Consider the following 18,922-nt stretch of genomic DNA (forward strand, 5'->3'; position numbering starts at 1 on the left):
TCCCAGTCTATCTGGCCGGACGTAAACGGCATGAAAAGCGCTTATAAAGGAGCTGATCAGATCTGAATCTGTATAAAAGGAGCTGATCAGATCTGAATCTGTATATCAGATATCAGGGCTCCCAAAAGCAGCATTAATAAAGGAGAACAAAATGATCGGTAAAGTAGTACTGACCGGTGGCGGAACAGCCGGCCACGTCACTGCCAATATAGCCCTTATCCCCCGGATGAAGAAGGACGGTTACGAGGTCTATTACATTGGCTCCTATGACGGAATTGAAAAGAAAATGGTAGAGGCCGAAGGCATTCCCTACACCGGTATATCCACAGGAAAACTTCGTCGATACTTTGATGTTAAGAATTTTTCCGATCCCATAAGGGTTCTTAAAGGCTACAATGAAGCCCGAAAGGCTCTGGAGAAGATCAAGCCCGATATAGTATTCAGTAAGGGCGGTTTTGTTGCGGTTCCCGTAGTTTGGGCGGCCCGCAGTCTCCATATCCCTGTTGTGTCTCATGAGTCAGACATGTCCCCCGGACTTGCAAACCGCTTATGTGCCAGGGCCTGTGACAAGATCTGCTGCAATTTCCCGGAAACTCTTAAGAAACTTCCTGAAGGTAAAGCAGTTCTTACAGGCTCTCCCATCAGAGAGAAGCTTCTCATGGGTACCCGTGAGGAAGGGCTTGAAATGACCGGATTTGACGGTAAGAAGCCCGTGCTCATGATCATCGGAGGCTCCCTCGGTTCGGTTGCCATCAACAATGCGGTACGTAAGCTGCTCCCAAGATTTCTTGAGGATTTTGATGTTGTTCATGTATGCGGCAAGAACAACCTGGACAACAGCCTTAACGATACAAAAGGCTATAAGCAGTATGAGTTTCTGACGAACGGACTTAGAAATCTGTACGCTCTTGCAGACGTTGTGATCTCAAGAGCCGGTGCCAATGTTATCTGCGAGCTTGTGGCACTGAAGAAGCCAAACATTCTTATCCCGCTGCCTCTTGATGCAAGCAGAGGTGATCAGATCCTGAATGCCGAATCCTTCGAAAAGCAGGGTTTCAGCTTCGTGCTTGACCAGCATGAGATGGAGAAAGACATTGACCTCCTGTACAATGCGGTACATGAGGTGCACCTCAAGAAGTCGGGTTACATTATAGCCATGCAGAACTCGGACCAGGGCAACGGTGTTGATCACGTGCTTCAGGTTCTCAGGGATGTGGTTAAAGAAAATCAGGAAAAGAATTCTTAAACAGAAGAGCAGATTAAAGCCTGCATCTGTAGGTCAGAAGCGAACGACAAAAAACTCGTTATATAGAAAGGTGAATTGTTATCATGATTGGAATAATTGGCGCAATGGATGAGGAAGTTGAGAAGCTGAAGGCGGATATAACCGATGCTGTCACGGAAGAACATAATGGCCTCACATTTGTAACCGGAAAGCTCAAGGGCAAGTATGTTACGGTTGTCCGTTCAGGTATAGGTAAGGTTAATGCCGGCGCCTGCACAGCTGTGCTCATAGACCGTTACATGGTGGATCATGTTATCAATACAGGTATCGCCGGATCTCTCGATGCCCACATTGACATCGGTGACATCGTGCTTTCGGAGGATGCTGCCCAGTATGACATGGATGCTGTAGCTTTCGGTTATCAGCTTGGTGAGATTCCCAGAGTGGGAACACTTTCCTTTAAGGCAGATAACAAGCTTATAGCATTGGCTGAAGAGGAGAACCGTAAGGTGAATCCCGACATTCATACATTCATAGGTCGTGTGTGTAGCGGCGATAAGTTCGTTTCTGATAATGACACAAAGGAGTGGATAGTTAAGCATTTCCAGGGAAAATGCTGCGAGATGGAGGGCGCTGCCATTGCCCAGATTGCATGGCAGAACAAGGTGCCGTTCCTTATCATAAGAGCCATTTCTGATAAGGCAGACAATTCCGCACAGGTGGATTATCCGACCTTTGAGAAAAAGGCAATTGAGCATTGCGTGAGACTTACTGAGGCTCTTGTTGAAAGACTGTAAACATTATTCCTCTATGACTTCAATCCTCAGGTAGTCAAAGCCTATGGGCTCAACAAAAGAATCAGATCTGAAGGCAGTGATGGATTTTCGCTTGAATTCGTTTATGTTTGACTGAAGCCAGATGGGTACGGCAAGATCCATATACTCACAGATTTCTTTAAGTGCAGTGAGGACACGGTCCGTTCTGGACACAGAGTTATCCTCCTGCCTGGATACGCATTCCCTTATGATCTGACCATTTCTGTATATTGAGCCGCTCATTCTGAACATGAGATCCTCCTTAGGGCAGCCAGTCTGATTTATATTTTTCAGATATCATGGCTTTAAAACTTGTCAACAGATGAATAGAATTTGGTTTTCACTATAGTCTATAAAACCAGGCTTTGCAATGCTGCAAAAACGAAAAAAATACAGTTGTTAATATTTAATTCACAAAAATATTCTATGATATTACCAGTTCATAACGTGACGATCGGGAGGCAAACATAATGGGAATGGAAATAGATAATCCCCAGGCATTTTTGGATGATGCAAAAAATGCGATAACAGAATATCAGAATATCTGTAATCAGCTCACAAGTCAGATAGATGTGGAAAAACAGTCAGCTGCTGCACTTGATGATTTCCGGAAAAGCATTCAGGATAAGATAGACAAGACCCTGAAGCAAAGAGGAGAGGAGCTGACCGAAACTCATGACAAACAGATAAGTCAGGTGGAGGCAAGTCTCAAGAAGAAACAGACTGAAAGGGAAAAGGCCAGGCAGGAAGGCGTTAAGGGCCGTATAAAGAACGAGACTGAGCCGAGACGCATTGAGATCACTGAGCTTAAGCGTCAGCTTGCGGCTATAGTTAAAAAGGATAATGCTCCCTTCTATATGAAGTGGCCTGTCTTTTATACATTATTTCACCCATCAGGAATAGCGGAGTTTATCTGCTTTTTGACAGTGTTTATACTCATTTTTGCATTTTTGCCATGGGGGGCATTTTTCCTGATACCGAAAAGACGGTGGATTTATCTGGTGGGGATCTATCTCCTGGATATCATTATTTTCGGAGGTGTCTATGTTGCCATCATGAATGTTTCCGGCAGATATGCGGACACAGTCCGTCAGGGCAGAGACATTTTAAACCGTATCAAGACAAACAGGAAGATCATAAAGAAGCTTGAGCACAGTATCCGAAATGATTCCGATGAGGCAGTTTATAATCTTAAGTCCTTCGATGATGACATCGCTAATCTTCAGCAGCAGAGAAGTGATATCATAAGCCAGAAACAGAGTGCACAGAACAACTTTGATACGGTTACAAGAAATATCATCATAGATGAGATAGAGACAGCCAACAAGCCGAAGATGGATGAGCTCCAGCAGGCATTTACGGATGCCACGAATCTTAAAACAAGTCTTGAGTCGCAGGAACGTGAACTTGCCCTTAATCTTTCAAAAAACTATGAGCAGTATCTCGGAAAGAATCATATGAATGCTGAGGATATAGATAAGATCAAGGAGATTCTTGAAACCGGAGGAACAACCTCAATCATTGATGCCGTGACTAAACTTGACCATCCTGAAAAGGAAGAATAATTATTAAAAGCCTGATATGACTCGAAAGAGCAGCATATCAGGCTTTTTTATTTTGGGAGTTATCCATCGGGGCGGTTCCCGCAGGCGAGAACTGCCCCGATGGATTCAGATTCTTCCGTATTTCGGCGAAAAAGATTTTTTGCGAAAAACTTAATTTTTTTGTTTTTTTGCCGAAATAGACGTATAGGTATGTCGGGTTCGAATAGTAGAAGTCCCGATTTAGAATTGAAAGGAACGGATGTCAGGTACGTGCGTTTGCCGGTGAATATATGGAAAGCAATCTGAAAGTAAAATACTTCGACGAATTGTTCAAGGTCTTTACCAATCAAAAAGAAGGATGGTACGCGTTTTATTCGGATTACACCACGGGAAAAGTATGGTGGTGCGAAGAAATCGTAGAGTATCTGGGACTTAGTGATCAGGTGATGGATGAAGCAGAAGCGCTGAGTGAGTACATCAGTCTGATCCATCCTGATGACAGGGAACAATTTATATCGGAATCCATCCGGATGAAGGCCGGAGAGATAGATAAGCTTAACCTTCCCTACAGGATCATGAATAAGGATGGAAAATATGTAACAGTATCCACTTATTCAAAAATGCTGAGAGAAGATGGTGAACCTGTGTTTTATGCAGGTATCGTTGTGAATTACGAAAAGAGTAATCTCGTTGATGCCACCACAGGACTCTATACCACCACCATGATGATGGAGAAGATGAATGAGTACAATGCCAATGCCAAGCCGTATTTCATCATGCTCCTGAGTATCAGGGATTTTGCATCCATCAATAATAATTACGGCTACATGGAAGGAAACCGTGCACTCCGTGTGATAGCCGATATCATGATGCTTAACAGAAACGGTGCTGATGTCTATAAGCTTGAAGGAACCAAATTTGCCATGCTGAGGGCCTTTGAGGAGGGAGATGAGGAACTAAAGACCTTTGGTTCAAAGGAATTTGAGAATATCCGTAACAGGCTTCTTAAAGGTATAGAAATAAAAGGCAGAAATGTAGTCGTTGATATATTCGGAGGCGGTGTTTATACAGATGACGCTTCTATCATGCCGGATACAGTTTACACCAGTGTTCTCTTCGCACTTGCAAAAGCAAAGGACAATACCAGTGCCACAACTCTTAATGTTTTCAACCAGACCTTGCTGGTGAGAGATTCACAGAGGCTTTCGCTTTACAATGCCATAAGAGAATCCATCATGGACGAATGCCAGGGCTTCTTTATGGTTTACCAGCCTATTATCGGCAGAGGCTCGGGAAAGCTTGTTGCCATGGAAGCTCTCCTCAGATGGTACGGAGATGAGTATGGCCAGATATTCCCGGGAACATTTATAGAATGGCTGGAGAAGGATCCTATATTCTTTGATCTTGGATCCTGGATCATCAGAAAGTCTCTGGAGGATGCAAAGAAAATCATAAAGGTGATACCTGATTTCAAGGTCAACATAAACCTTGCATATCCTCAGCTCGGAAGGGATGATTTTGAACTGGAACTTAAGAAGATAGTTGAAGAGTCAGGAGTTCCTCCCAGGAATATAAGACTGGAGCTTACGGAGAGATGTAAGCTTCTGGATGTCAATCTTCTCAGACAAAAGCTCAAGTTCATACAGGATATGGGAATGCAGACTTCATTGGATGATTTCGGAACAGGCTATTCTTCCATAAATCTCCTTTTTGATCTTCCTGTTAACCAGATAAAGATCGACAGAAGCTTCATTCAGGATATCGACAAGGAAGAGCCAAAGAAGGTAATGCTTAAGGCTATAGTTGACTGTGCAAGAATCCTTGGAGCACATGTGTGCGTTGAGGGGCTCGAGACCAGGGAGATGGTAGACTACGTATGTGATAACTTTGATATCACAAGTATGCAGGGCTACTACTACTCAAAGCCTATAATGCTGGAAGATTTCCTGGATAATATGCATAAGTGGATGTAAAAACAAGGCTGGAGCCCTCGGGCTCCAGCCTTGTTTAATTCGCGATTCACAGTTCAATCACATTGAATTTATCTTTTGCTTCTTTCAGCATCCTGCGCTCGCGGGTGTGGCAGGTGAAGAGAAGGATCTGGCCTTTGTGGATGTCCATGATGAAGTGGAGGGCGGAGTTCAGACGCTTCTCGTCATACATTGCGAAGGAATCATCAAAGATGAGAGGAAGCCTGCTTTTTTCCGAATCCGTCTGAGAAACCGGCAAAACAGGAAAATCTTCATCAACATCTTTTTTTTGCATGAGACGGGATGCTGCGAGTCTCAGTGCAAGGTAGATCTGATCCATGGTTCCGCTGGAAACATCCTCTATAGGAACAAGCTTTGTAGGAGTGTTCATAAAGATATCCAGATTCTGGTCTATCCACATGGAGTCATAAACTCCACCGGTTATGCCTGAGATAAGGTCTCCGGCTTCCTTATTGAGATGATGTCCGAAGCTGGATCTTATGGATCCTTCAAGCTCTGTCATGGTTTCGTATGCGAGATTTACCGCATCGATTTCTTCTGTTATGGCATCGTTTTCGCTGATGGTGTGCTTCAGCATCTCAACGCGGTTTTTGACATTAACGAGATGCTGTAACTTTCCTTCCAGTTCCGTTTGCTTTTCGTTCTGCCGCTGGAGCTCCACATCATATTTACGCTCATTGTCATTTAGTCCCTGGATCTCCTGAGTGAGTGCTTCAAGGGATGCTCTGTTTTCGTTGAGTTCACCGCTTACCTTTAAAAGCTCATCCATGTGTTTTTCAAAACTGTCCATGGCTCTATCGCTTATTTCTGGGCTTCCGAGAAACTTTGAAAGTATTCTTGCCAGCTCCAGATTGGAATTGTTGAGATTCTTTTTGCCGTTCCTGTTGTTATTCACAAATACTATTCCGAGTATCAAAGTAAGAACAAAGAGGAAAGTGAATATGGCTACCGGGACTGTTGCTCCGAGTAAAGCATTGTCAACAAAAGCTTTGAATGCCGGAATCTTCTCCGGAGTGAGCCTAAAGAGGGCGGCAACATTATCCGAGCCTGCGCAGGCAAACAGTATATCCAGTATAAGACTGATTACAGCGACCGCAAAACAAACACCGGGGATGATATACTTTTTCGGATCCTCGTCTCTTTCCTGCTCTGCCACATAGGTGTTATACAATCTTATTCCCCGGTTAAGGGTATACTGGATTTCGTCTTCGTTTTTAAGTCCTGCCTGCTGGAGGACGGCTTCCTGGCCGGCTACCTTTTGAATCAGCACTTCCTTCTTTGTCTGGAGGTCTACCTGATCTGTGCGGGCCTCTGTGCGGAGGTTCTGGTATTTTCTGAGCTGGTTTTCGTACTCGGGCTGCTGGATATCCCGCTCAATGTTTCTGACCTCACCTATGAGCTGGGCATAGGTTTTTGCAGCATCCGGAACAAGCTTGGATTCAAGCCTTGTCCTTTGTTCATCAAGGATAGACAGGGCACCCTCACTGTCCAGTGAGATATCGCCTGTGGCATTTAAGTTCCTGATACAGGATTTCAGCTCATTTATCATTCCGCGGCTTGTGGCACTTCGGAGCTGACCTATGGAAACCGTATTTTCAAAAGCGGTTTCCGAAATGCCTTTCAGCATTGTGTTCAGCCAGAGCTCCGGATATTCAATATCTTCACCGTCGGTTTCGTTATAGATAGACAGGAGATCCTGGTTAAAGTCTCTGGATATCAGATATTTCTTTCCCTCGTACTCGATCCTGAGCTGTCCGCTGTAGTCCTCAGGATAATCCCAGGACTGGTATTTTTTGGAAAGTGGCTTTCCGGAACGCCTTCCCAGACCGTAGAGCATGGCCTGGAGAAAAGAGTGCAGGGTTGATTTGCCGGCCTCATTATGACCGTAAATTATATTCATACCATCTTCAAGATGCATGTCAAAGTTATGGAATTTACCAAATCCATCGATGTGGATGTCAACAAAACGCATGATCACTTACCACCCTTCTGAGATTTGAGTAAAGCGTCTATACCGTAGTACAGAGCCTTCTTTTCTACATAGCTCATGTCATCGGGATCGTCCCGAAGAAGCTTTCGTATATAGAAACCGATCAGATCGGAGGGATGTTCTTTGTAAAGAGCGGCAAAATCATACTGTGGCTCTGAATCATCCTGAATGTTTACGATCCTGTAATCGTGTGTAAGAGAAGACAGGTCGAAGCGGACTTCAGGGGCATGCTTTCCGGTGATGCGGAGCATGTAAATGTTGTGTACTCCGCCGGCTTTTATCTTGTTTAGAATTCTGCCCACAAGAGAATCGTTGGTTGTCTTATCATTAACCGAAAACTCAAGAGGAATGTATGAGATCTGTGCGGTTTCCATGAACTCCAGCTTCTGTACCTTATGGGTTATGGGGTTAATGTCTCCAAAGTAAAAACCGTGAGGACCGGTTTCTGACATGTCCAGAGGTTCGGGAGAACCGGAATAGACAACTCTTCTTTCAATTACCTCAACAGGTTTATGAAGGTATCCGAGAGCAATGTAGTCAAAAGGAAGTTTCTCGAGAGTTTCCACATCCACCGGCATATGATCATGATCGCCTCCATGCGCAAGAAGTATATGGATGTGACCGTCATTTTCAGGTTCGATGGTATCTATGACCGTTTCTTTAAGTTCTCTTGAGTGATAGGAAAAACCATAGACCCTGGTGTTGATGTCATCAAAATAGACCGAATCCGGTTTTTCGCTCAGGATCCAGTGTACATTCGCGCTCCAGTTGAAACTTAACAGAGCAGAGTTTGAGCTTATACGGTCATTTTCGCCTGAAATGATTACGACATGTGTGGATGGTATGGAACCGAAAAGATAGTTGAGTTCCTGAAGATCCTTGTTCATGGGCTGGCGATGAAACAGATTGCCGGAGATGAAAAGGCAGTCAACGCTGAAGTCACGACATTTTTCGATTATTCCCCTGAAAGTGGATTTAATGTCATTGGCACGATCCTTGCCCCAGGAACGATCCGGGTCCGGCGTCATCCCCCAGTTAATATCCGATGTGTGTATAAAACGCATTTGATGCTCCTACCTATTGGTGCCTGCCCCCGGGCAAACATCAATATTCCCCTAAAATCGATATATAGTACTATTTTAACTTAAAAATATTAAATAAAAAAGAGTTTTAAATAAAATGAAAAACTATAGAAATAGCCGGAAGGCATCTGTTTTGATGCGTTAAGCTTCGGCGTGAAAAATTAAAATCGGACCCCTTAGAAACCACTTGGTTCTTTATTCCTTAGTTCCCTCGCCGAGCAGGAGTTTTCGTCAGGGGAATTTCCTGCATTGGCGGGGATCCGGTGGTTCTCAGGGATCCGATTCTATATTTTTCCGCTGAAGCGCCCCGTATTTAAACAGATGCCCTCCGGCTATTTATCAGATGTCGCAGTTTCCTACTGTTCTTGGGAATGGAAGTACGTCACGGATGTTCTGGACACCGGTGATGTACATAACTGCTCTCTCGAAGCCAAGGCCGAATCCGCCGTGGCGTGTTGTACCGTACTTACGAAGGTCAAGATAGAACTTGTACTGATCCATCTCCATACCCATCTCTTCCATACGCTTAACCAGCTTGTCGTAGTCTTCCTCACGCTGTGAACCGCCCATAATCTCGCCGATTCCGGGAACAAGACAGTCAACTGCAGCTACAGTCTTTCCATCAGGATTCTGCTTCATGTAGAAGGCCTTGATATCCTTTGGATAATCTGTTACGAATACAGGCTTCTTAAAGTGTTTTTCTGTAAGGAAACGCTCATGCTCGGTCTGGAGATCAACGCCCCATGATACCTTGTACTCGAACTCGTCATTGTGCTCTTCAAGGAGCTTTACTGCATCTGTGTAAGTGATGCGGGCGAAATCAGAGTTCATAACGTGTGTAAGACGCTCGATAAGGCCCTTATCCAGAAATTGGTTGAAGAATGCCATCTCTTCGGGAGCATTCTCAAGAACATACTTGATGATGAACTTGATCATGTCCTCTTCACAGGCGATAACGTCATCAAGATCTGCAAATGCCATCTCCGGTTCGATCATCCAGAACTCTGCGGCATGGCGCTGAGTGTTGGAGTTCTCCGCACGGAATGTAGGACCGAAGGTATAGATATTTCTGAAGGCCTGTGCATAGGTCTCACCGTTCAGCTGTCCTGAAACTGTAAGTGAAGTCTTCTTTCCGAAGAAATCCTGTGAGTAGTCGATCTGACCATCGATTTCAGGTGCGCCGTTGATGGGAAGAGTGGTTACCTGGAACATCTCGCCTGCACCTTCTGCATCAGATGAGGTGATGAGAGGTGTGTGAACATATACGAAGCCTCTCTCCTGGAAAAATACGTGAATGGCATAAGCAATGAGTGAACGTACACGGAACACTGCCTGGAAGGTGTTGGTTCTCGGACGGAGATGTGTCATGGTACGAAGGTACTCAAGTGTATGTCTCTTTTTCTGAAGAGGATAGTCAGGAGTTGTAGCACCTTCAACAGTAACCTCTGTGGCCTGGAGCTCGAAAGGCTGCTTAGCCTCCGGAGTTGCAACGATCTTTCCCTTTACGATAGCTGCAGCGCCAACGCCAAGCTTTGCGATCTCCTGGAAATTGTCCATGTCATCATGATAAACCACCTGAAGCGGTGAGAAGAAGGTTCCGTCTGAGATAACAAGGAAACCGAACTGTTTTGAGTCACGGTTTGATCTGACCCAGCCGCCTACGGTAACTTCCTTGTCGTAGAAGGACTCTTTGTTTTTGAATATTTCTCTTAAAGCAGTAACTTCCATAGTGAATGTTCCTCTGTTCTTTCTTTGGTAAAATAAATAATTAAACATTATACTTTAAAGACTTTGGGTTTTCAATGGTTCACGATGTGGTTTTTGGGAATCCCACCGGGGCGGTTCTTGCCGGCGAGAACCGTCCCCCGGTGGGATTCCTGTTACAAAATGAATCGCCAACCCGTATCCATTGTCTGGCGAAAAATTGCACAAAAATAAAAACAATTTTCTCCGGAAAACAAATAAAAAAGCAAAATGTCGGAATCATTATCATTATTTGCCAAAAGCGTAAATGAATATACATTGGCTATAGTAAAAATCACCATTTTTGTGTTAACAGAGTATAAATCAGGTGCTATAATAAAAAGAGCTTGAATACAATTAACACTTAACTAACACTATGAGGTGATGACGTGATTAAAAAAGAAATGATCGCCATGCTGCTTGCTGGCGGCCAGGGTTCACGCCTTGGCGTACTTACAAAGAATGTCGCAAAGCCTGCAGTTTCTTTCGGTGGTAAGTATTCTATTATTGACTTCCCGCTTTCTAACTGCATTAATTCCGGCGTTGACACTGTTGGTGTACTGACACAGTACAAACCATTACGTCTTAATGCCCACATCGGAATCGGTATTCCATGGGATCTTGACCGTAACAGAGGTGGTGTAACCATTCTCCAGCCTTACGAGTCCCAGACCGGAGCAGACTGGTTCTCAGGTACAGCCAACGCTATCTATCAGAATATCGAATATATCGATAATTATTCACCGGATTATGTTCTGATCCTGTCCGGAGATCATATCTACAAGATGGATTATGAAGTTATGCTGGAGTACCACAAAGCGATGAATGCTGACTGTACCATCGCTTCCATGCCGGTTCCTATGGAAGAGGCAAGCCGTTTCGGTATCACAGTAACAGATGAGAACAACAGGATCATCGATTTCCAGGAGAAGCCAAAGGAGCCTAAGTCAAACCTTGCTTCCATGGGTATCTATATTTTCTCATGGCCTATCCTGAGAGAAGCACTTATCACAAACAAGGACGTTCCCGGTGAGGATTTCGGAAAGCATATCATTCCATATCTTTTCCAGGGCGGAAAGCGTATTTTCGCTTATGAGTTCAACGGATACTGGAAGGATGTAGGAACACTTCAGTCCTACTGGCAGTCCAACATGGAGCTGGTTGCCATCATTCCTGAGTTCAACCTTTACGAGGAGTACTGGAAGATCTATACAGATACCAAGAATCCTGCACCTCAGTTCATTTCTCAGAATTCACAGGTAGAGAGATGTCTCATTGCCGAGGGTTGCGAGATTCACGGAGAGGTTCACAATTCGGTTATCGGTGAAGGTGTTATCATCGAATCCGGTGCAGTTATCACCGACTCTGTTATCATGTCCAATGCTGTTATTGAGGCAGGAACAAAGATCGATAAGGCTATCATTGCACAGGAAGTAAAGATCGGAAAGAACTGTGAACTTGGTGTTGGTGAGTATGCACCAAGCGTATATGACAGCAGAGTATATGATGCTGAACTTGTGACTGTAGGAGAAGGTTCTGTAATTCCCGATAATGTCAAGGTCGGAAGGAACACCGCTATCTATGGCGTGACAACAGCGGAGGATTATCCTGACGGATTACTCGCAAGCGGCGGAGCAATCATTAAGGAGGACGGCGAGGTATGAGAGCGATAGGTATTATTTTAGCAGGTGGAAACAATAAGCGTATGAGAGAGCTTTCCAATAAGAGAGCCATCTCGGCTATGCCTGTGGCAGGTTCATTCAGAGCCATCGATTTTGCACTTTCCAACATGTCTAACTCACATGTTCAGAAGGTTGCGGTATTGACACAGTACAATTCAAGATCACTTAATCAGCATCTGTCATCCTCCAAATGGTGGGATTTCGGACGTAAGCAGGGCGGTCTTTACGTATACACACCGACCATAACAGCAGAGCACAGTGACTGGTTCAGAGGAACAGCAGATGCACTTTATCAGAATCTTGAGTTCCTTAAGTCATCACATGAGCCTTACGTTATCGTTGCAGCCGGTGATGGTATCTACAAGCTGGATTACAACAAGGTTCTTGAGTATCACATTGAGAAGAAGGCTGATATCACAGTGGTTGTTAAGACCATGGAGCCCAACACAGATGTATCCAGATTCGGATGCGTTAAGCTCAATGATGACGGCCGTGTAGTTGATTTTGAAGAGAAGCCTATCGCTACAGATGCCAATACAATTTCCTGTGGTATCTATGTAGTACGCAGACGCCAGCTTATTGATTTCCTTGAGAAAGCACATGAAGAGGATCGTACCGATTTTGTTAATGACATCCTTGTTCGCTATAAGAATGTAAAGCGTATCTACGGTTATAAGATAGAGACTTACTGGTCCAATATTTCTTCAGTAGAGTCTTATTACCAGACAAACATGGATTTCCTTAAGAGAGATGTACGTGATTACTTCTTCCGTACTTTACCGGGAGTTTATACCAAGCTCGAGGATAACCCGCCTGCAAAGTACAATCCGGACTGCAATGTTAAACATTCTATAATTGCCAGTGGATGTATCGTAAACGGTACAGTTGAGAACTCTGTTCTTTTCCGTAAAGTATATGTAGGCAACAATTGTGTGATCAAGAATTCAATCATTCTTAATGATGTTTATATCGGAGACAATACAGTCATTGAGAACTGTATCGTTGAGAGCAGAGATACTATCCGTGCCAACACCACTTATATCGGAAGCCCTGATGACATAAAGATCGTTGTTGAGAAGAATGTAAGATATCAAATGTAATAGGCGTTTTTTATGACAACAGAAGGGAGCAGGTATGCAGGTAACAGACGTGCGAATTCGTAAGGTGGATAAAGAAGGAAAGATGAAAGCCATCGTTTCCATAACCTTTGATAACGAATTCGTGATCCATGACATTAAAGTGATAGAGGGTGAAAAGGGGCTCTTCATTGCGATGCCGTCAAGAAAGACTGCTGATGGAGAGTATAGAGATATTGCTCATCCTATCAAGTCATCTACAAGAGATGCCGTTCAGAGTATCATCTTAGACAAGTATCAGGCAGAGATGATCAGCGAGGCAGAAGGTTTTTGATCTTAACTGACATGGTTAAAGAGAGAAGGTAAATCGGAGTCGTTGCCTTAGGGCGGCGACTCCTTTTCCTTGATTTGCAGCAGTTCAGTCGGTGGACCGGGGGGCGGTGGTGTGTGGACCACTAACCCCGTCCCTCTGGTCCACACACTCCGTCCCCCCCGGTCCACCGACTGAGCTGCTACGTAAAAACAGCATTGGAGGAAAACAAATGTATCTAATTGCCGGTCTCGGAAATCCTGAGAGAAAGTACGAAGGAACCAGACACAATGTTGGCTTCGAGGCAGTGGACGCGCTGCTTGATAAGCTTGGCGGAGAAAAACTCAATGAAACCAAATTCAATGGTGCATATACAAAAGTAAGATATAACAGTGCAAATGGAATGGAGCAGATCATCATCGTGAAGCCCCTTACCTATATGAATCTTTCGGGAAACTGCATAGCACCACTCGCTAATTTTTATAAGATAGAGCCGGAACACATAATTGTGTTTTCCGATGATATCAACCTTGATGTGGGTCGTATGCGCATAAGACCGTCAGGCTCAGCCGGAGGTCATAACGGACTGAAATCCATCATTTCGTCCCTTGGCTCCGAAAAATTCGCAAGAGTCCGTGTGGGAGTGGGAATGAAGCCGGACAATATGGATCTTGCAGCCCATGTTCTTTCGAGATTCGGCCAGACTGATGAGAAGATCATGAAGGAGATGTATGAAGAGGCTGCAAATGCGGCTCTCGATATAATCGATAACGGAACAGAACATGCAATGAATAAATATAACCCCATGAAGCTTTAGGATGATTTAGATCTCATAAGCATTTCATCATGGATTTTGAAAAATGACATGGGGTGCAAAAAAAGAAATGTGTTTTGACAGGAAAACTCTGAATCAGGGATTCATGGATCAGACTTTGGAAAGGGTAGATGTATGCCGAACCCATTTTTAAGAACAAAAACCTATAGTGAACTGGAGAAGGCTGTCAAGGATGGCAGGGGACCTCTTGCAGTAACCGGAACCGTGGATACTGTTAAGGCGCAGATTCTTGTTTCCCTAAAGGGCACTGTGGGTAATACTGAAAAAAGTGAAGACGGAAAATCCTGCAAAAGCTGGAAGCTTCTGGTTGTCAGGGACGAGCAGAAGGGCAAGCAGTTTGTTAAGGATATACATGCTTTTTCCGGGGATGCCTGGTATTATCCCGCCAAGGATTTTTTGTTTTATCAGGCGGATACTCAGGGAAATCTTATAACGAGACAGCGTGTAGAGGTGCTTAAGCATCTTATGGAGGATGAATCCGGTGTTGTTGTTTCGTCAATTGATGCACTGATGGATAAGGTGCTGAAAAGAGAAGAATTCACAGAATCGATTCTCGGCATCCGGCCCGGTATGATCGTGGAGATGGAGGCATTATCCCAAAAGCTCACTGAGCTCGGTTATGAAAGAATGGCTGAAGTTGAGTCCATGGGAGAGTTTTCCGTGCGGGGCGGTATAGTCGATATATATCCTTTTACAGCGGAGAATCCTGTACGAATCGAGTTCTGGGATACCGAAGTTGACAATATCCGTTCCTTTGATGCGGAAAGTCAGAGGTCTATAGAGAATCTTCAGGAGGTGGAGATATATCCGGCTTCCGATAGGGCCTCCGGAGGAAAGAACAAAAAAGAGAAGGAAGTCAGCCTTCTGGACTACTTTGACAAAGAAACCCTGATCTTCGTGGATGAACCTGATCGCCTTAAAGAACGGGGACAGATGGTGGAAACTGAGTTCAGGGAAAGCTTTGAAGCGAGACTCAGGGAGATCGAGAGCCATGCGAAGCTTGCGGCAGTCCTTGAAGAAAACGGCATGGGGCTTCAGGATGAAAGGGATCCCGACAAGCTGATCTATGGAATAAACGAAATCATGGAGAGGCTTTCCGGGCCCGGAACAGTGGCCTTCAGTACTCTGGGAAACAATCTTACAGAATTTAAGACTGTAGAGGAATTCCGGTTTGAAACCAGTGAAGTCACACCGTATAAATCAGGTTTTGATCTTCTGATAAAGGATCTTAAGCGCTGGCAGAAGGAAAAGTATGAGATAGTTCTCCTCAGTCCTTCAAGAACCAGAGCATCGAGACTTGCCCAGGATTTAAGGGACTACGAGCTCAGGGCTTACTGTCCGGATGTTTCTGTGGATAGTGTTTCCGGAGGAAGATCTTCTTCCGTAAACGGATCAGGTAACATAAATGATGAAGGAGCGAATGCTTCGGACGCAGCGATAAGTGGCAGAAAGCATAATTCTGAAGGCACAGCAGGCTCACTTACAACTGCGAGAAATGAAGAAACCCGCGGAGCCATACAGGTAAAGTTCGGAGTTCTCAACAGCGGCTATCAGTTCCCTGAGGAGAAGTTTGTACTGCTTACGGAAGGTGACATGTTCGGTAATGCCGAGATGGCGCGCAAAAAACGTAAACAGAAAAAGTTTGACGGTCAGAAGATTTCAAAGCTCAGCGAACTGTCCGTGGGGGATTATGTGGTTCATGAGTCTCACGGAATAGGTATCTACCGGGGCATCGAGCGTATAAAATCCGAAGGCATTACCAAGGACTATATAAAGGTTGAGTACGGGGATGGGGGAAATCTTTATCTCCCGGCAACAAAGCTTGAGGGTATACAGAAGTATGCGAGTCAGGATGTGGGGAAAGCTCCGAAGCTTAATAAGCTGAACAGCACAGACTGGCAGAAAACAAGAAAAAGAGTCCAGCATGCTGTAAAGGAGATCGCAAAGGATCTTGTGAAGCTTTATGCTGCAAGGCAGAACACGGCAGGTTACAAGTTCGGAAGTGATACGGTCTGGCAGAAGGAATTTGAGGAAATGTTTCCTTATGTTGAGACTGTGGACCAGGAGCTTGCCATCGATGCCACAAAGCAGGATATGGAAAGCCATAAGATCATGGACAGACTCATCTGCGGCGACGTGGGTTACGGAAAGACAGAGATAGCCCTGAGGGCAGCTTTTAAGGCGGTGCAGGATTCAAAGCAGGTGGCGTATCTCGTGCCAACCACTATCCTTGCACAGCAGATCTACAACACCTTTGTGGAGAGAATGAAGGGCTTCCCGGTAAACATTGCCCTGCTTTGCAGATTCCGAACACCACAGCAGATCAAAAAATCCATAGAGGATGTGAAGGCCGGCCGTGTGGACATCGTGGTGGGGACCCACAGGCTTTTGAGCAAAGACGTAAAGTTCAAGGATCTGGGTCTCCTTATCATCGATGAGGAGCAGAGATTCGGGGTTACTCATAAAGAGAAGATCAAGAATCTGAAACAGGAGGTGGATGTACTTACACTTACAGCAACTCCTATCCCCAGAACTCTCCATATGTCTCTTGCGGGTATCAGAGATATGTCGGTTCTGGAGGAACCGCCCATGGATCGCCGACCTATCCAGACTTATGTTATGGAGTACAATGATGAGCTGATCCGTGAGGCCATAAACCGTGAGCTCGCGAGAAACGGCCAGGTTTACTATGTTTACAACAGGGTCAACAATATTGCCGACATTGCCGCTCATGTTCAGAAGCTTTGTCCTGACGCGAAGGTGGCATATGCCCACGGTCAGATGACTGAAAACCAGCTTGAAGACATTATGCTGCAGTTTATAAACGGGGAAGTGGATGTTCTGGTTTCCACCACCATTATCGAAACGGGCCTTGATATCCCCAATGCAAATACCCTGATAATTCAGGATGCAGAGCGCATGGGCCTTTCGCAGCTATACCAGCTGAGAGGGCGCGTGGGAAGATCCAGCCGCACGGCATATGCATTTCTTATGTACCGGCGCGGCAAAATGCTTACGGAGGAGTCGGAGAAGAGACTCAAAGCCATTAAGGAGTTCACTCAGCTCGGTTCCGGCATACGTATAGCCATGAGAGACCTTGAAATACGTGGAGCAGGTAATGTTTTGGGCGCAGAGCAGCACGGTCATATGGAGGCTGTGGGTTACGATCTTTACTGTAAGCTTCTGAACACTGCGGTAAAGGCGGAAAAGGGAGAAGTAACTGAGACAGCGGAATTTGATACTCAGATAAACTGCGAGATCGATGCATTTATCCCGGATTCCTACATTTCCAATGAGGCTCAGAAGCTGGATGCCTATAAGAGGATTTCTTCAATAATGAATGAAGAAGATCACAGTGATATCCAGGACGAGCTTATGGACCGTTTCGGTGAGCTTCCAAAGGAGTGTGAGAATCTTCTGGAGATTGCCAAGCTGAGAGCCCTCGGTCACCAGTGCTATGCCACCGAGATCGATATCAGGAAGGGAATGTTTAAGATCCTTCTGGATGCGAAGGCAGATGTCAATGTTGACGCCATTCCTCAGGTGATTCAGGAAAATCACGGACAGCTCAGATTTTCCGGAGGAGCTGCTCCGGGCTTTGTATTCCGGCAGAGCACGAGAGAGAAAACCTGGACAATTAATGAGACCATGGATCACTTGGAAAAAACACTTATTCGTTTAAAAAAGAATACTTAGAACAAAAATAGCTAAAATGCCTAAAAACCGCGTAATAAAGCGGTTGTTGGTTGACACGGGTGCTTTATAAAAGTATAATTTCTAAGGTAAAACAAAGTATAAGATCCATTTGGGCCTGTCAGGACAGGAAAACAAACCGAATGGGATTACGGAGGAAAAGAACATGAATAGAGTTGAATTAGTAGCAGAAGTTGCTAAGAAGGCTGATCTTTCAAAGAAGGATGCAGAGGCTGCAGTAAAGAGCGTATTTGATGCAATCGCAGACGCACTTGCTGATGGAGACAAGGTACAGCTTATCGGCTTCGGTACATTCGATGTTGCTGAGAGAGCTGCTCGCGAGGGAAGAAATCCCAGAACAGGTGAGACAATGAAGATCGAGGCTTCAAAGGCACCTAGATTTAAGGCTGGTAAGGCTCTTAAGGACAAGATTAACTAATCACTCAAAGCGTGTAAGTTCTTTGGGATAAAGATTAATAAGAAACTTAAGTATGAGAGAGGATGGCTGTCTTGCAGCCATCCTCTTACTGAATTCTATCCACCGGGGACGGTTCTCGCCGGAACCGTCCCCTGGTGGATTTCTTTTAAGCATTAAAAAACAGGAAAGTTATGAGATTAGACAAGTATCTTAAGGTTTCGAGACTTATTAAGAGACGTACGGTTGCCAATGAGGCCTGTGACGCCGGACGTGTAAGCATTAATGACAAGGTGGCAAAGGCCGGCACGGAAGTAAAGGTTGGGGATGTGATAGAAATCTCCTTCGGAACAAAATCCGTAAAGGTAAAGGTGACTACGATCCAGGAAACTGTCCATAAGGAAGATTCAAAGGATATGTACGAATATCTGTAAGGTGGCGTGATGTTCCGACAATTCGGGATTTCCGGGGACAGTTTTCTTCGGTGTAAAGTTACTGTTCACAGGTGAACTTGTAGTAAA

The 18,922-nt window shown here is 44.8% G+C and carries 15 protein-coding genes; 11 read left to right on the plus strand and 4 right to left on the minus strand.

What is annotated here, in order from left to right; all coding sequences use genetic code 11:
- Positions 1–154: 154 nt before the first annotated feature.
- Both BLV86_RS07900 and BLV86_RS07905 read left to right on the plus strand, forming a co-directional pair.
- Entirely contained in the window at positions 155–1,246 is a 1,092-nt protein-coding gene (locus BLV86_RS07900) for an undecaprenyldiphospho-muramoylpentapeptide beta-N-acetylglucosaminyltransferase (RefSeq protein WP_090816214.1), read from the plus strand.
- Positions 1,247–1,329: 83 nt separating this feature from the next.
- The gene (locus BLV86_RS07905) at positions 1,330–2,022 is read left to right on the plus strand and encodes a 5'-methylthioadenosine/adenosylhomocysteine nucleosidase (protein WP_031547928.1); all 693 of its coding nucleotides are present in this window, start codon (positions 1,330–1,332) and stop codon (positions 2,020–2,022) included.
- A gap of 3 nt (positions 2,023–2,025) precedes the next feature.
- On the opposite strand, the gene BLV86_RS07910 is transcribed toward BLV86_RS07905, so the two are convergent.
- Positions 2,026–2,292 (minus strand): hypothetical protein, encoded by a 267-nt coding sequence (locus BLV86_RS07910; RefSeq protein WP_031547930.1) that lies wholly within the window; start codon positions 2,290–2,292, stop codon positions 2,026–2,028.
- Positions 2,293–2,510: 218 nt separating this feature from the next.
- On the opposite strand from BLV86_RS07910, the gene BLV86_RS07915 reads away from it, so the two are divergent.
- Both BLV86_RS07915 and BLV86_RS07920 read left to right on the plus strand, forming a co-directional pair.
- Positions 2,511–3,605, plus strand: coding sequence for a hypothetical protein (locus tag BLV86_RS07915; RefSeq protein WP_031547932.1), 1,095 nt, complete (start codon positions 2,511–2,513; stop codon positions 3,603–3,605).
- A 269-nt stretch (positions 3,606–3,874) separates the two neighbouring features.
- Positions 3,875–5,557 (plus strand): sensor domain-containing phosphodiesterase, encoded by a 1,683-nt coding sequence (locus BLV86_RS07920; RefSeq protein ID WP_090816122.1) that lies wholly within the window; start codon positions 3,875–3,877, stop codon positions 5,555–5,557.
- 46 nt (positions 5,558–5,603) lie between these two features.
- Here the strand turns inward: BLV86_RS07920 and BLV86_RS07925 are convergent, their stop codons facing one another.
- The 3 genes from BLV86_RS07925 to asnS form a co-directional block, all read right to left on the minus strand.
- A complete protein-coding gene (locus tag BLV86_RS07925; RefSeq protein WP_031547936.1) occupies positions 5,604–7,547 on the minus strand; it encodes an ATP-binding protein in 1,944 nt (647 codons plus the stop codon).
- Positions 7,548–7,549: 2 nt separating this feature from the next.
- Positions 7,550–8,629 (minus strand): metallophosphoesterase family protein, encoded by a 1,080-nt coding sequence (locus BLV86_RS07930; RefSeq protein ID WP_031547937.1) that lies wholly within the window; start codon positions 8,627–8,629, stop codon positions 7,550–7,552.
- Between the two features lie 357 nt (positions 8,630–8,986).
- Positions 8,987–10,375, minus strand: a complete 1,389-nt coding sequence (gene asnS, locus BLV86_RS07935; protein ID WP_031547940.1) for an asparagine--tRNA ligase — start codon at positions 10,373–10,375, stop codon at positions 8,987–8,989.
- A gap of 404 nt (positions 10,376–10,779) precedes the next feature.
- Here asnS and BLV86_RS07940 point away from each other — a divergent pair, with 404 nt between their 5' ends.
- From BLV86_RS07940 to BLV86_RS07970, 7 genes are all read left to right on the plus strand, one after another.
- Complete coding sequence (locus BLV86_RS07940) at positions 10,780–12,054, plus strand: glucose-1-phosphate adenylyltransferase (protein ID WP_090816124.1); 1,275 nt, start codon at positions 10,780–10,782, stop codon at positions 12,052–12,054.
- Positions 12,051–13,172, plus strand: coding sequence for a glucose-1-phosphate adenylyltransferase subunit GlgD (gene glgD / locus BLV86_RS07945; RefSeq protein ID WP_090816126.1), 1,122 nt, complete (start codon positions 12,051–12,053; stop codon positions 13,170–13,172). The genes BLV86_RS07940 and glgD overlap by 4 nt, the downstream gene beginning before the upstream one ends.
- 34 nt (positions 13,173–13,206) lie before the next feature.
- Positions 13,207–13,482: a septation regulator SpoVG gene (gene spoVG, locus BLV86_RS07950; RefSeq protein WP_029201741.1), complete on the plus strand. Its 276-nt coding sequence runs from the start codon at positions 13,207–13,209 to the stop codon at positions 13,480–13,482.
- Between the two features lie 208 nt (positions 13,483–13,690).
- A complete protein-coding gene (gene pth / locus BLV86_RS07955; RefSeq protein ID WP_031547950.1) occupies positions 13,691–14,275 on the plus strand; it encodes an aminoacyl-tRNA hydrolase in 585 nt (194 codons plus the stop codon).
- Positions 14,276–14,407: 132 nt separating this feature from the next.
- Positions 14,408–17,989 (plus strand): transcription-repair coupling factor, encoded by a 3,582-nt coding sequence (gene mfd / locus BLV86_RS07960; RefSeq protein WP_090816128.1) that lies wholly within the window; start codon positions 14,408–14,410, stop codon positions 17,987–17,989.
- Between the two features lie 145 nt (positions 17,990–18,134).
- Complete coding sequence (locus BLV86_RS07965) at positions 18,135–18,425, plus strand: HU family DNA-binding protein (RefSeq protein WP_255342790.1); 291 nt, start codon at positions 18,135–18,137, stop codon at positions 18,423–18,425.
- 170 nt (positions 18,426–18,595) lie between these two features.
- Positions 18,596–18,835 (plus strand): RNA-binding S4 domain-containing protein, encoded by a 240-nt coding sequence (locus BLV86_RS07970; RefSeq protein ID WP_031547956.1) that lies wholly within the window; start codon positions 18,596–18,598, stop codon positions 18,833–18,835.
- Positions 18,836–18,922 lie beyond the last annotated feature (87 nt).

The organism is Oribacterium sp. KHPX15 (assembly GCF_900107835.1).
Classification (GTDB): Bacteria; Bacillota; Clostridia; order Lachnospirales; family Lachnospiraceae; genus Oribacterium.

Excerpts from the sequence above, each read along its gene's own strand:
- BLV86_RS07970 (WP_031547956.1), top strand. The coding sequence starts at position 18,596 with ATGAGATTAGACAAGTATCTTAAGGTTTCGAGACTTATTAAGAGACGT.
- pth (WP_031547950.1), top strand. The coding sequence starts at position 13,691 with ATGTATCTAATTGCCGGTCTCGGAAATCCTGAGAGAAAGTACGAAGGA.
- BLV86_RS07920 (WP_090816122.1), top strand. The coding sequence starts at position 3,875 with ATGGAAAGCAATCTGAAAGTAAAATACTTCGACGAATTGTTCAAGGTC.
- glgD (WP_090816126.1), top strand. The coding sequence starts at position 12,051 with ATGAGAGCGATAGGTATTATTTTAGCAGGTGGAAACAATAAGCGTATG.
- BLV86_RS07910 (WP_031547930.1), bottom strand. The coding sequence starts at position 2,292 with ATGTTCAGAATGAGCGGCTCAATATACAGAAATGGTCAGATCATAAGG.
- spoVG (WP_029201741.1), top strand. The coding sequence starts at position 13,207 with ATGCAGGTAACAGACGTGCGAATTCGTAAGGTGGATAAAGAAGGAAAG.
- BLV86_RS07905 (WP_031547928.1), top strand. The coding sequence starts at position 1,330 with ATGATTGGAATAATTGGCGCAATGGATGAGGAAGTTGAGAAGCTGAAG.
- mfd (WP_090816128.1), top strand. The coding sequence starts at position 14,408 with ATGCCGAACCCATTTTTAAGAACAAAAACCTATAGTGAACTGGAGAAG.
- BLV86_RS07925 (WP_031547936.1), bottom strand. The coding sequence starts at position 7,547 with ATGCGTTTTGTTGACATCCACATCGATGGATTTGGTAAATTCCATAAC.
- asnS (WP_031547940.1), bottom strand. The coding sequence starts at position 10,375 with ATGGAAGTTACTGCTTTAAGAGAAATATTCAAAAACAAAGAGTCCTTC.
- BLV86_RS07915 (WP_031547932.1), top strand. The coding sequence starts at position 2,511 with ATGGGAATGGAAATAGATAATCCCCAGGCATTTTTGGATGATGCAAAA.
- BLV86_RS07930 (WP_031547937.1), bottom strand. The coding sequence starts at position 8,629 with ATGCGTTTTATACACACATCGGATATTAACTGGGGGATGACGCCGGAC.